Below are 12,598 nucleotides of genomic sequence, written 5' to 3'. Positions count from 1 at the left end.
CGGTGGTGGTCGGCGGTGTCGCCGGCGCCGGGCACCCGAACGGGGCCGGATGGCCGTACCGACAGCGGTGGGCCCGCACGAGGCGGACCCACCGCTGTCGGTGTCACTACGTACTGCTTCTCAGTCTGCCCGCTGTTCGGGGCCGTCGGCGCCGCCACCGCCGCCCTTCGGGGTGTCGTCGCCGCGGCGGCGTCCCTTCCGGGGCCGCGGGCGCACGCCGTCCCCGTTGCTCCGATCGCCCTGAGCGGCGTCGTAGCGGCCGTAGGCGTCGACGATCTGCCCCACCAGCTTGTGCCGGACCACGTCGTCACTGGTCAGCCGGCAGAAGGCGATGTCGTCGATATCACCCAGGATGCTCTCGATCGTGCGGAGTCCGCTGGTCGTCCCTCCGGGCAGGTCCACCTGGGTGACGTCCCCGGTGACCACGATCTTCGACCCGAAGCCGAGCCTGGTGAGGAACATCTTCATCTGCTCGGGCGAGGTGTTCTGCGCCTCGTCCAGGATGATAAAGGAGTCATTAATGGTCCGGCCCCGCATATACGCCAGGGGCGCCACCTCGATGGTCCCGGCGGCCATCAGCTTGGGGATGGAGTCCGGGTCGAGCATGTCGTGCAGGGCGTCGTAGAGGGGGCGCAGGTAGGGGTCGATCTTGTCGTAGAGGCTGCCGGGAAGGAAGCCCAGCCGCTCACCGGCCTCGACCGCGGGGCGGGTGAGGATGATCCGGTTGACTTCCTTGTCCTGCAGTGCCTTGACCGCCTTGGCCATGGCCAGGTACGTCTTGCCGGTACCGGCCGGGCCGATGCCGAAGACCACGGTGCGCCGGTCGATGATGTCGACGTACCGCTTCTGGTTCACCGTCTTGGGGCGGATCGTCCTGCCCCGGTTGGACAGGATGTTGGTGGTCAGCACGTCGGCGGGGCGTTCGCCCTCGGGCGCGCTCAGCATGTGGACCATGCGTTCGATGGTGTCCGGGGTGACGTGAGTGCCGCTCTTGGCGAGTTCGATCAGCTCCTCCACGAGGCGGACCACGACGGCCGTCTCCTCAGGGGTGCCGCTGATGGTGAACTCGTTGCCTCGGACGTGGATGTCGCTCTTGAAGGACCGCTCCAGCGCCCTGAGGAGCTCGTCCCCCGAGCCCAGCAGGCTGATCATCGTGTGGTCGTCCGGCACCACGACCTTGACCTGGCTGTCCGGGTCCGGGTGCGTGTGAGTTGACTCGGCCATGGTGTGGCCTTGCGGCCGCTGTCCCTACCCTTCGGTCACGTCCCCGGCTCCGGTGCGCGGGGCTCCTCGCGGACGGGCCGCACACCGTGCCCGGCGGGTCTCCACGGGTGCGTGGGGCACTCGAAGTTGCCGGTGGGGCCCGTCAGCGAGTCTACCAACGCGGGCCCGGCGAACTCGATTCGTTATTCGCCGGGCCTTCACCGGCTCGGGGCGGCAGCCGCTGTCCGCCGACCGTCCTCCAAGCGACAGCCGGAGTACGGGAGCCGCTGTCAGCCGGGGGGCCAGTTCAGCCCGCGTCCGCCGAGCACGTGCGCGTGGAGGTGGAAGACGGTCTGTCCGGCGCTGGCGCCGGTGTTGAAGACCAACCGGTACCCGGAGTCCGCCAGGCCCTCGGACTTGGCCACCTCGTGGGCCTCCCTGACCACGGTGTCCATGAGCCCGCTGTCGTCGGCGGCCGCCGACGCGGCGTCGGGGTGGTGGTCGCGCGGGATGACCAGGACGTGCGTGGGCGCCTGGGGATTAATATCGCGGAAGGCGACCGTGCGCTCCCCCTCGCGGACGATCTCCGCGGGCACCTCCCGCTTGACGATCTTGCAGAAAAGGCAGTCGGGATCGACCATCGCTCACCTTCCGTCTCGCGGCGCAGCGGAACCGCTCTGGGCATGTCGGGGACCATGATGCCGCAGGTGGCCGCAGAGGGAGACGGGGACCGTGGTGCCGCGGGTGTCCCCAGAGGGCGCAGAGAGAAGATATGAATCCTCAACTTTTCCGCAACGGATCCGATCCGGGTTCCCCACCGCCTGGAAGGCCAGGCACGATAGGCTTTTCATCCGTGCGCGTCAGACCATCGGCGGCGTCCGCTGCTTGGCCAGATCCGGCGTGTTCGGATTGAAAGACACGTCTACCTGGAAAAGAAGAGGTATGCCCTTTCGTAAACCCCGCGACAAGGGTGTGCGTCGAACTGATGTGACGACAGAAACCTTGGTGGCCGGGGCCACCACGGCGCCACTCTCGGTCGAGTGGGACGCTGACCACGCCGTGACGGAGCTCTATCGGGAGCACTACCGTCCGCTCGTTCGGCTTGCCGCCCTGCTCGTCCGGGACCACGCGACCGCGGAGGAAGTCGTCCAGGACGCCTTCGTGGCCATGCACGGGGCCTGGCGCCGACTCAGGGATCCGAACAAGGCACTGTCCTACCTCCGGCAGGCGGTAGTGAACAAGGCCAGGTCGGTGCTGCGCCACCGCGCGGTCGTGGAGAAGCACGCGCCGAAGGCCCTGCCCGACGCGCCCAGCGCCGAACACGGCGCCATGAACCTTCTGGAACGCGAGGCCGTCATCGGGGCCCTGCGTAAGCTACCCACCCGTCAGCGAGAGGCCATCGTGCTCCGGTACTACGGCGACCTGTCCGAAGCACAGATCGCGGACGCCATGGGCATTAGCCGAGGCGCAGTCAAGAGCCACACATCGCGTGGCATCACCGCCCTCCGCTCTGTACTGGAGCACAAGTCATGAGCAGCCCCAACGACCGAAACGATCTCGAGTTCGAGAGCCAGCTCCGCCAGATACTCAAGACGGAGGCCGACGATGTGTCGCCTTCCGCTGAGGGACTCAACCTCATCCGGGAGCGTACCGAGCGCCATCGCGGCTCGGCCTGGTTCGGGTTGCCGTGGCTACGTCCCGCGACAGCCGTGGCGGCAGCGGTCCTGATCGCCGCCTCAGTGATCATGTCGAGCCCGCAGGTACGCGACCAGGTGATGGACATCGTCCCGGCTGGCGCTGACCGCGAGGAAGCACCTCCGCAGGCAGACCAGGGCGCGGACAGCGACGTGGCGGCCCCCACCCCCACCACCGACTCGGCCAGCGGCACCTCCGTGCCGGAGGAAGAGCACGCAGAGCCGGACCCTGAGAGCTCACCCACCTACGACGAGGACGACGCCTCAGAGGACGAGGGTGTCGAATCCGCCGGCTCGTGCCCGCCCGAGGACGACGTCACGCCCACGGGGACCCGAGGGCCGAACGAGAACGACGAGGACGAGCGGGAGTCCACCGACACCGAGGCCGCGGACTGCGACCCCGCAGAGGAACCGACCGACGAGCCCACCGACGGCAACGGCGACGACCCCGGAAACGGTGACGATCCCGGTAACGGCAATGATGACCCCGGTGACGGCAATGACGATCCCGGTGACGGCAACGGCGGCGGTTCGGGCGGCAACGGCGGCGATGAGAACGGCGCCAGCACCGAGTGATCCTGCTCCGAGGAACGTGAAGAGGGGCCTGCGCGATCTCCGGCGCGGGCCCCTTTCGACGTTCCATCCTGTCAGCCCAAGCGGCTTAGCCGGGTGGCCTGTCCCTACCAGCGCCCGGTTCTGGACTGGAGCACCGACAGAGCGGCCATCCCGGCGGTGGAGGTGCGCAGGACCGACGGCCCCAGCAGGCCCCTGACCGCCCCGGCACCGTCGAAGGCCGCCAACTCGGCGTCGGAGACGCCGCCCTCGGGGCCCACCACCAGGACGATGTCCGCGCCGTCGGCCGAGGGCAGGGGCACCTCTGACAGACGCTGGGCCCCCTGCTCGTGGAGCACCACGGCCAGGTCCGCCTCGGCGAGCAGTGCCGCCACACCCTTGCGGCCGAGCGGCTCGGTGACTTCGGGAATCCGCGCACGGCGGGCCTGCTTGGCCGCTTCCCGGGCACCGGACCGCCACTTGAGCAGCGCCTTGGCCCCGCGGTCGCCGCGCCACTGGGTGACGCAGCGCTCGGCGGACCAGGGGACGAGGACATCGACCCCCGCCTCGGTCATCATCTCCACCGCGAGTTCTCCCCGGTCCCGCTTGGGCAGAGCCTGAACGACGGTGATCCGGGGATTCGGCTCCGGCTCGGTCCAGCGCTCCACCACCCGGCAGACCAGGGTGTCCTTGCCGACGACCTCGGCTACCCCGCAGCGCACACGCTGGCCGAGACCGTCGCAGAGGTCGACGGTCTCGCCGACCCGGACTCGACGGACCGCGGCGGCGTGCCGCCCTTCCGGCCCGTCGAGTCGGATCGGGTCACCCGCCAGGACGGCGGTCTCGACCAGGAAGACCGGTGGGGTCACTTGGCGCCGAAGGCGTCACGGATCTTGGAGAAGAACCCGCCGTGCCCGGGACTGAAACGGCCCGGGTTCTGGTCCTCCCCGCGCAGCTCCGCGAACTTGCGCAGCAGGGCCTCCTGCTCCTCGTCCAGCTTGCCCGGGGTCTCCACGTCGACGCGGATGCGCAGGTCGCCGCGGCCGCCGCCGTCCAGGTGGGTAACGCCCTTGCCCGGCAGGTTGATGACGTGGCCCGAGTTGGTGCCCGGACGCAGGTCGATGTTCTCGGTGCCGTCGAGTGTGTCGAAGGCGAAGGAAGCGCCCAGGGCCGCCGCCGTCATCGGGACGGTGATGGTGCAGTGCAGGTCGTCACCGCGGCGCTCGAACGTCGGGTGTGCCTTCTGCACGACCTCGAGGATGATGTCGCCGCGCGGCCCGCCGTTGGGTCCGACCTCGCCCTCGCCCGCGAGCTGGATGCGGGTGCCGTCGTCGACACCGGCGGGGATCTTGACGGTCCGGGTCACCTTCTCCCGCACCCGGCCCTCGCCCGCGCAGTCGCCGCAGGGGTTGGTGATGACCGCACCCTGCCCCGAGCACTGCGGGCAGGGGCGCGAGGTCATGACCTGGCCGAGGAAGGAGCGCGTGACCTGGGAGACCTCTCCCTGGCCGTGGCACATGTCACAGGTGCTGCGGTGCGAACCGGCCGCCGTGCCCTCGCCCTGACAGGTGTCGCACAGGACAGCCGTGGGGAAGGTGATCTCCTTGCTCACACCGAACGCGGTCTCGACGAGGTCGAGCTCGATGCGGATCTTGATGCTGCGTCCGCGCCGAACCCGCTCCCGCGGCCCGCGGCCGCCGGGCTGGCCCCCGCCGAAGAAGGCGTTCATGATGTCGTCGAAGGCGAACCCGCCCGCGCCGCCGAACCCACCGGCGCCGCCACCGCCTCCGCCAGGGGCGAAGGGGTCGTGGCCCATATCGAACATCCGACGCTTGTTCTCGTCGGAGAGGACCTCGTAAGCCTGGGTCACTTCCTTGAAGCGATCCTGGGTGGCGGGGTCCGGGTTGATGTCCGGATGCAGCTCGCGCGCGAGCCGCCGGTACGCCTTCTTGATCTCGTCCTTGGACGCGTCGCGACGCACCCCGAGAACCTGGTAATAGTCTCTGGCCACTGAGTTACTGTCCTGCCAAAATCTGTCCGACATACCGAGCCACCGCACGGACGGCGCCCATTGTCCCTGGGTAGTCCATACGGGTGGGTCCCACCACACCGATCTTGGCCAGCGACTGGTTTCCCACACCGTAGTCGGCCGACACGATGGAAGTGGACCGAAGGCCCTCGTGGAAGTTCTCCGCGCCGATGCGCACGGTGAGCATCGAGGGGTCCTTCGCCTCACCGAGCAAACGGATGAGGACCATGTTCTCTTCCAGTGCTTCTAGCACCTCGCGCAGGCTGGCTGCGAAGTCGACGGCCGCGAGGTTGGCGGTGCCCGCCAGGACGATCTTCTCCTCGTGCCGTTCGACGAGGCTCTCCAGCAGAACCGAGAGGACCGCGACTGCGACCGGGCGGTCCTCCGGCGCGACGTGGGCGGGCAGGTCTTCCACCGCGTCCGGCACGTCGCCGAGGTGCCGTCCGGCTATGGCCCGATTGAGCATGGTGCGCAGGTCGTTGACCACGGTTTCGCTGACGGAGCCCAGCCCGTCGATGACGCGCTGTTCGACCCGTCCGGTGTTGGTGATGACGACCATCATGATGCGCTGGCCGCCAAGCGGAACGAGTTCCACGTGCTGGACAGAAGACCGGGTGAGCGACGGGTACTGAACGATCGCTACCTGCCGGGTGAGCTGCGCGAGCAGCCGCACCGTGCGGGCGACGATCTCGTCGAGGTCCACCGCACCGCCGAGGAAGGACTCGATGGCGCGCCGTTCAGCGGCGGAGAGGGGCTTGACCGAGGAGAGCCGGTCGACGAAGAGCCGGTAGCCCTTGTCGGTGGGCACCCGCCCCGCACTGGTGTGCGGCTGGGCGATGTACCCGTCCTCCTCCAAGGCGACCATCTCGTTGCGGATGGTCGCTGAGGAGACACCGAGGGGGTGCCGGTCCGCCAAGGCCCTGGAACCGACCGGTTCGTTGGTGTTGACGAAGTCCTCGACGACGGCACGCAGGACCGCGAGCTTGCGCTCATCCAGCAACTCGCCACCTCCTGGCGCTCCATGGTCCTTGGTGCTAATTCTATGCCCGGCCGCAAACCCACACGGCTACCCGCGGGTAGTAACAAGCCCTGGGCTCCGGTTTCTTCCCGCGCGATCGGCGACGTGCGCCACCTGCCGGCGGCGCTCCCGGACACACCACCAGTAGACTGCACCACCGTGGCTACCAAGGGAACCGGCCGCTACGGCCGCGACGTTCTGGCTGGAGACTGGCGACGACCGAAGAAGGGCGCTGTACGCGAGATACCCCTCAGTCGCGACCTCGTCGTCGAGGACGCCGACGAGACCTTCTGCGGTGCCGTGGTGTCCTGGGACAAGGCCACTGTGACCCTGGAGGACCGGAGCGGCCGCAAGAGGGTGTTCGACCTCGGCCCCGCCGCGTTCCTGGAGGACGGGAAGCCGGTGACGCTGGTGCGCCCGACCGCCGTTCCCCAAGGCCCGATGCGCAGCGCCTCCGGATCGATCGCCGTGGCCGACGCGCGGGCGCGCACCGCCCGGGAGAGCCGGATCTACGTGGAGGGCGCCCACGACGCCGAACTGGTCGAGAAGGTCTGGGGCCACGACCTGCGGGTGGAAGGGGTGGCCGTCGAGTTCCTGGAGGGGATCGACGACCTTCCATCGGTGGTGGCGGAGTTCTCCCCCGGCCCGGGGCGCAGACTGGGGGTGCTGGTGGACCACCTGGTGCCCGGTTCCAAGGAGAGCAGGATCGCGGAGCGGGTCCGGGGCGACGACGTACTCGTGGTCGGACACCCCTATGTGGACGTGTGGCAGGCCGTGCGGCCGGACGCGGTGGGGATCCGGGCGTGGCCCGAGGTCCCGCGGGGCCTCCCGTGGAAGGAGGGGGTCGTCGACGCCCTGGGGTGGCGGCTGGAGACGGGTGAGGCCTGGCGCCGGATCCTGGGTTCGGTCCGCGGCTACGGGGACCTCGAACCCTCGCTGCTGGGGCGCGTCGAGGAGCTCATCGACTTCGTCACGGGACCGCACCCCGCGGAAGACTAGGATTACCCCACCACGTCGTCTGACGACGCTTCGGGCATTCGTGGTCATCGGTACAGCCTGGTAGCCCGGGAAACAGAACAAGCGTCCCTCAACAGCGGAGCTTAGGAAGAGCATGAGCGAGACCCCGTCGAACCCTCCGTCCCCGGACGACCCGCAGGGGCACCAGCCGCCGAGCCCGCCGCCCCACCCCGAGCAGCAGCCGCCGCAGTCTCCGCCGCCCGAACAGCAGCAGTACGGCCAGCCGCCCTACGGCCAGCAGTACGAGCAGCAGGGATACGGTCAGCCCGGCTACGCCCAGCCGTCCGGTGGCCAACAGGGGCACCCGCAGCAGCCCCCGTACCAGGCGCCGCCGCAGCAGCCCCCGCAACAGCCCCCGCAGCAGGCACCGCAGGGACAACCCCAACAACCCTATGGGCAGCCCTCCGGCGGTCAGCCCGGATGGGGGCAGCCGTCCGGTGGCCAGGCGCCACAGCAGCCCTACGGACAGCAGTACGGTCAGCCCGGTTACGCCCAGCCTTCCGGCGGTCAGCCCGGCTACCCGCAACAGCCCCCGCAGCAGGCACCGCCGCAGCAGCCCTACGGACAGCCTCAGCAGCCCCATTACCAGGTCGCGGAGCAGCAGCCCCCCGGCTACGCCCAGCCCGGCGCCTACGGGCAGCCGCAGGCCCAGCAGCCCGCTCAGGACGGTGCCAACGACATCCTCGTCGCGATGCTCGCCCACCTGTCCGGGTTCGTCATCGCTTTCCTGGGGTGGCTCCCGCCGCTGGCGGTCTACTTCGCCAAGCGCAACCAGTCGCCGTTCATCCGCCACCACGCCTCCGAAGCGGCCAACTTCCAGATCACGCTGCTGATCCCGTACGTTCTGGCTGGCATCACCTTCGTCGGTCTGGGTATCGTCTTCCCGAACCTGATCTGGATCGGATACCTGCTCATCGCACTAGTGTGGATCGTCGCGATCGTCTTCGGGGTCATGGGAGCCTCCGGCGCCAACAAGGGTGCTTGGTACCGCTACCCGGTGAGCATCCGACTCCTGAAGTAGAACAAGCTCCCGCACACCAAGGAACTCTCATGTCCTATCCGAACACCCCGCCTCCGGAGGACCCCTACGGCCAGGGCGGCCAGTACCCCGGCCAGGGCGGCTCCGGCGGTTACCCGTCCCAGCCCGGCCCGTACGACGGGGGGCAGCAGCCCGGCTATCCGCCGCCCGGTACCGGCGGTTACCCGCCGCCCGGTGACCCGCAGCAGGGCGGTTACCCGCCACAGGGGTACCCCCAGCAAGGCGGATACCCGCCCCAAGGAGGCCCGCACCAGGGCGGTTACCCGCCGCCCGGCGGCTACCCTCCGCCCGGCCCGGGTGGCTACCCCGGCCAGCAGGGCGGGTACGCGCCGCCCCCGGGCTACGGCGACTCCTCGGCCGTCACCGGCCAGGCCAACCAGGAGGAGCGGACCTTCGCGCTGCTCACCCACCTGAGCGGCATCATCCTGGGCTTCGTCGTCCCGCTGGTCATGTACCTGATCAAGAAGGACGAGTCGCCCTTCCTCCGGGACCAGGCGGCCCAGGCGCTGAACTTCCAGCTCCTGCTGCTGATCGGCTACGTCATCGCGATCCCGCTGACGCTCATCTTCATCGGCTCGATCCTGAGCTTCGCGCTGTGGGTGTGCGCGATCGTGTTCGGCATCTTGGCCGGCATGGCCAGCAACCGCGGCGAGTGGTACCGCTACCCGGTGAATGTCGGCTGGGTCAAGTAGACCCGTCTGTACCACCTCTGGGGCCCGGCAGCGCCGGGCCCCACTCCGTGTTCGGGGCCCGGCCGTTCCGCCCTCAGGTGAGGTCGCGGACCACCGCGTCCGCGAGCAGGCGGCCCCGCCGGGTCAGCGCGGCGCGCCCCTCGGCGTGCGCCCGCTGGTCCAGAAGACCCTCCCCCACCAGGCGCCGGGCGGCCGCCAGTCCCTGAGCGTCCAGCAACTCCAGGGGGCAGCCCTCTTCCACGCGCACTTCGAGCAGGATCCGTTCGAACCTGCGCTCGGCGCCGGTGAGGACCTCGCGGGCCTGGGCCGGGCTGTCGCCGCCGGCCAGGCGAGCCGCGTACGCGGCGGGGTGCTTGACGTTCCACCAGCGGGTTCCGCCGACGTGGCTGTGCGCGCCCGGTCCGATGCCCCACCAGTGGCCGCCGGTCCAGTAGAGAGAGTTGTGCGCGCTGCGGCCCTCCGCGGTGCGCGCCCAGTTGGACACCTCATACGGCGTGTAACCGGCCTTGGCCAAGGCCTCGTCGGCCATGAGGTAGCGGTCGGCCATGGCGTCGTCGTCCGGCTCGGTGAGTTCGCCCCGCCGGACCCGGGCGGCCAGCCGGGTTCCCTCCTCGACGATCAGTGAGTAGGCGGACAGGTGGTCCGGGCCTGCCCCGATCGCGGCCTCGAGGGAGGCCGCCCAGTCCTCGTCGCTCTCCCCGGGGGTGCCGTAGATGAGGTCGAGGTTGACGTGCTCGAAACCCGCGTCTCGGGCCCAGGCCACGCACTGTTCGGGGCGGCCCGGGGTGTGCCCTCGCTCCAAGATCCGCAGGACGTGGGGCTGCGCGCTCTGCATGCCGAAGGACACCCGGGTGAACCCGGCCGCGCGCAGACGGCGCAGGTAGTCGGGGTCGACCGTCTCGGGGTTGGCCTCCGTGGTGATCTCGGCGTCGTCGGTGAAGCCGAAGCGCTCGCGGATCGCGGTGATGAGTCGGCCGAGGTCCTCCGCCGACAGGAGGGTGGGTGTGCCGCCGCCGACGAACACGGTACTGACGGGCGGCCGGTCCCCGGCCAGCACCCGGTCGGCCAGCTCGACCTCGGCGGCCGCCTGGCCCGCGTAGGTCTGGCGGGAGGCCGTGGCGGTGCCGTCCCGGGAGACGAGCTCGTCGGCGGTGTAGGTGTTGAAGTCGCAGTAGCCGCACCGGGTGACGCAGAAGGGCACGTGTACGTAGAACCCGAGCGGGCGCTCACCGAGCTGGGTGAGCGAGGCTGCGGGAAGGTCCCCGGTCCGGGGCACGGGTTCGCCGTCGAGGGCTACGGATGGCATACCTCCAGTGTCGCCGACACGGCGGCGTGCCCGGCACGGCGGTGAGCCTGGGAGCTGGGTGGGAGCGGCTGAGGAGGAGCCAGTGTGTCCCGGGGCTCCCGCCCCCGAGAGTTGCGACACACGTGCCCGGGCCAGGACCGCGGAGTGCGGCGCTGAGCTGGCCCTTCGCCGAAGTTCCCTGGAGGAAGGGTCTTTCGGCCTCCTGGGAGCGGTACCACGGGACCTCGTTCCCGGTCTCTCACCAGGATTGTCTGGATGTGGCCACTACACACCGGCGAAAGGACACACGATGTCCGGCAATACGACCACCCACCGAGCCGCGTCGGCCGAGAACCGAACGCTCATCGGTTCGCCCGCGGCCCGCTACGTCTTCGCCGCCACCCGCCTCTCCATCGGCTGGGTCTTCCTGTGGGCCTTCTTCGACAAGCTGCTGGGGCTGGGCTTCGCCACCCCGACGGAGGCCTCCTGGCTCAACGGCGCAAGCCCGACGGAGGGTTTCCTGGCCAACGCCTCCGGACCCTTCGCCGGGGCGTTCGGCTCCATCGCCGGGACGTTCTGGGCGGACCCGCTGTTCATGGTGGGACTGCTGGCCATCGGCGCGGCCCTGATGCTCGGTGTCGGCGAACGGATCGCCGCTGCCTCGGGTGCGCTGATGATGATCCTGATGTGGGCTGCGGTGCTGCCCCTGGACAACAACCCGTTCATGGACGACCACATCGTCTACGCCCTGGTCTTGGTGGGCCTGGCGCTGGTGCGCTCCGGCGACACCCTGGGCCTGGGCCACTGGTGGGGCTCGACGGCGCCGGTGAAGAGGTTCCCCTTCCTGCGCTGAGGCCGCAGGGGGAACGGGGGCGCGTGCGCGCGGCACGCGCCCCCTTCGCGTGTGCGGGGGCAGAGGGTGGGGGCAGGGCCGTGTTCGGGAGTCTGGCCGATGGGTGGGGATCAGAGCCGGTGGGCCGGGGTCAGAGCCCGTGGGCGGCGTTCTCCGTGTCTCGGCGCAGCGGGGAGGGTGCGTCGAGTCGGGCCTCGGGCACCGCTGCGGACGGGACAGCCGCGGTCGAGCCCCGGACGACCAGCTCGGGGTCGAAGACGTACTCGGCGTGCGAGACGGGGTGCCCGGCGATCTCATCGCACAGGGCCCGCACGGCGGCCATGGCCATCGGGGTGATGGGCTGGCGGACGGTGGTGAGCGGCGGATCGGTGAAGGCGATGAGCTGGGAGTCGTCGTAGCCGACCACGGAGAAGTCCTGGGGTACGCGCAGGCCGCGCTGGCGGGCCGCTCGGATGGCGCCGAGGGCCATGATGTCGGACCCGCAGACCATGGCGGTGACGCCGCGCTCGATGAGGCGCGTGGCGGCGGCGTGTCCGCCCTCCACACCGAACAGGGAGAGTTCGACGAGGCCGTCGGCGTCGAGTCCGTGCTCGGTGAGGGCCTGGTGGAAGCCGTCGAGCTTGCGGCGGACCGGGACGTAGCGCTCGGGCCCGCTGGTGAAGCCGATGCGGGTGTGGCCGAGCGCCGCCAGGTGGTTGACGGCCAGGCGCCCGGCCTCGCGGTCGTCTGCGGAGATGAACGCGGCCGGGATCGACTCCGTGTAGCCGTTGACCAGCACGATCGGCAGGCGCCGGGAGACCAGGGCCTGGTAGCGCTCGTGCGAGGCGGAGGTGTCGGCGTGCTTGCCCGAGATGAAGAGGATGCCGGAGACGTTGCGCTCCAGCAGCAGTTCGACGTACTCGTCCTCCGATATCCCGCCCGGGGTCTGGGTGCAGAGCACCGGCGTGTAGCCGCGCTGGGCGAGCGCACCCTCGGCGGCCTGGGCGAACATCGGGAAGACCGGGTTGTCCAGCTCGGGGATCACCATGCCGACCAGGCCCGCTGAGCGCTGTCGCAACCGGGCGGGGCGTTCGTATCCCAGCACGTCGAGGGCGGTCAGGACGGCTTTGCGGGTGTCGCTGCCGACTCCGGGTTTGTCGTTGAGCACCCGCGAGACGGTCGCCTCGCTGACGCCTGCGTGCCGCGCGATATCGGCAAGTCGTGGACCCATAAGGGC

The 12,598-nt window shown here is 70.0% G+C and carries 13 protein-coding genes; 6 read left to right on the top strand and 7 right to left on the bottom strand.

The features are described from left to right. Nucleotides 1-120: 120 nt before the first annotated feature. Both ACYVD1_RS09400 and ACYVD1_RS09395 read right to left on the bottom strand, forming a co-directional pair. Complete coding sequence (locus ACYVD1_RS09400; protein ID WP_460770384.1) at nt 121-1,224, bottom strand: PhoH family protein; 1,104 nt, start codon at nt 1,222-1,224, stop codon at nt 121-123. A gap of 269 nt (nt 1,225-1,493) precedes the next feature. Further along, on the bottom strand, nt 1,494-1,844 hold the full coding sequence (locus ACYVD1_RS09395; protein ID WP_460770381.1) for a histidine triad nucleotide-binding protein: 351 nt from the start codon (nt 1,842-1,844) through the stop codon (nt 1,494-1,496). Between the two features lie 361 nt (nt 1,845-2,205). Between ACYVD1_RS09395 and ACYVD1_RS09390 the strand changes: the two genes are divergently transcribed. After that, on the top strand, nt 2,206-2,736 hold the full coding sequence (locus ACYVD1_RS09390) for a SigE family RNA polymerase sigma factor (RefSeq protein ID WP_460757207.1): 531 nt from the start codon (nt 2,206-2,208) through the stop codon (nt 2,734-2,736). Further along, nucleotides 2,733-3,473 carry a hypothetical protein gene (locus tag ACYVD1_RS09385; RefSeq protein ID WP_460770378.1) on the top strand — a complete coding sequence of 247 codons (741 nt, stop codon included), beginning with the start codon at nt 2,733-2,735 and terminating at the stop codon, nt 3,471-3,473. Before ACYVD1_RS09390 ends, ACYVD1_RS09385 begins: the two co-directional genes overlap by 4 nt. Before the next feature lie 104 nt (nt 3,474-3,577). Here ACYVD1_RS09385 and ACYVD1_RS09380 read toward each other — a convergent pair whose 3' ends face one another. The 3 genes from ACYVD1_RS09380 to hrcA are packed head-to-tail and all read right to left on the bottom strand — an operon-like array spanning nt 3,578 to nt 6,478. Further along, nucleotides 3,578-4,318, bottom strand: coding sequence for a 16S rRNA (uracil(1498)-N(3))-methyltransferase (locus ACYVD1_RS09380; protein ID WP_460770376.1), 741 nt, complete (start codon nt 4,316-4,318; stop codon nt 3,578-3,580). Then, complete coding sequence (dnaJ, locus tag ACYVD1_RS09375; RefSeq protein WP_460770374.1) at nt 4,315-5,460, bottom strand: molecular chaperone DnaJ; 1,146 nt, start codon at nt 5,458-5,460, stop codon at nt 4,315-4,317. Before dnaJ ends, ACYVD1_RS09380 begins: the two co-directional genes overlap by 4 nt. 4 nt (nt 5,461-5,464) lie before the next feature. Then, nucleotides 5,465-6,478, bottom strand: coding sequence for a heat-inducible transcriptional repressor HrcA (gene hrcA, locus ACYVD1_RS09370; RefSeq protein WP_460770372.1), 1,014 nt, complete (start codon nt 6,476-6,478; stop codon nt 5,465-5,467). A 177-nt stretch (nt 6,479-6,655) separates the two neighbouring features. Here hrcA and ACYVD1_RS09365 point away from each other — a divergent pair, with 177 nt between their 5' ends. The 3 genes from ACYVD1_RS09365 to ACYVD1_RS09355 all read left to right on the top strand — a co-directional run bounded on the left by ACYVD1_RS09365 (nt 6,656) and on the right by ACYVD1_RS09355 (nt 9,244). Then, on the top strand, nt 6,656-7,495 hold the full coding sequence (locus ACYVD1_RS09365; protein WP_460770370.1) for a DUF3097 domain-containing protein: 840 nt from the start codon (nt 6,656-6,658) through the stop codon (nt 7,493-7,495). Between the two features lie 709 nt (nt 7,496-8,204). Continuing rightward, nucleotides 8,205-8,534, top strand: coding sequence for a DUF4870 domain-containing protein (locus ACYVD1_RS09360; protein WP_460770445.1), 330 nt, complete (start codon nt 8,205-8,207; stop codon nt 8,532-8,534). 29 nt (nt 8,535-8,563) lie between these two features. Beyond that, complete coding sequence (locus ACYVD1_RS09355) at nt 8,564-9,244, top strand: DUF4870 domain-containing protein (protein ID WP_460770368.1); 681 nt, start codon at nt 8,564-8,566, stop codon at nt 9,242-9,244. A 73-nt stretch (nt 9,245-9,317) separates the two neighbouring features. On the opposite strand, the gene hemW is transcribed toward ACYVD1_RS09355, so the two are convergent. Continuing rightward, the gene (gene hemW / locus ACYVD1_RS09350; protein ID WP_460770366.1) at nt 9,318-10,550 is read right to left on the bottom strand and encodes a radical SAM family heme chaperone HemW; all 1,233 of its coding nucleotides are present in this window, start codon (nt 10,548-10,550) and stop codon (nt 9,318-9,320) included. 289 nt (nt 10,551-10,839) lie between these two features. Between hemW and ACYVD1_RS09345 the strand changes: the two genes are divergently transcribed. Further along, complete coding sequence (locus ACYVD1_RS09345; RefSeq protein ID WP_460770364.1) at nt 10,840-11,382, top strand: hypothetical protein; 543 nt, start codon at nt 10,840-10,842, stop codon at nt 11,380-11,382. A 130-nt stretch (nt 11,383-11,512) separates the two neighbouring features. On the opposite strand, the gene ACYVD1_RS09340 is transcribed toward ACYVD1_RS09345, so the two are convergent. Further along, nucleotides 11,513-12,592 carry a LacI family DNA-binding transcriptional regulator gene (locus ACYVD1_RS09340; protein ID WP_460770362.1) on the bottom strand — a complete coding sequence of 360 codons (1,080 nt, stop codon included), beginning with the start codon at nt 12,590-12,592 and terminating at the stop codon, nt 11,513-11,515. Nucleotides 12,593-12,598 lie beyond the last annotated feature (6 nt).

This window comes from Nocardiopsis nanhaiensis (assembly GCF_054778635.1).
The sequence above is the reverse complement of the archived record's forward strand: the minus strand, read 5'-3'. Positions and strand labels throughout refer to the sequence as shown.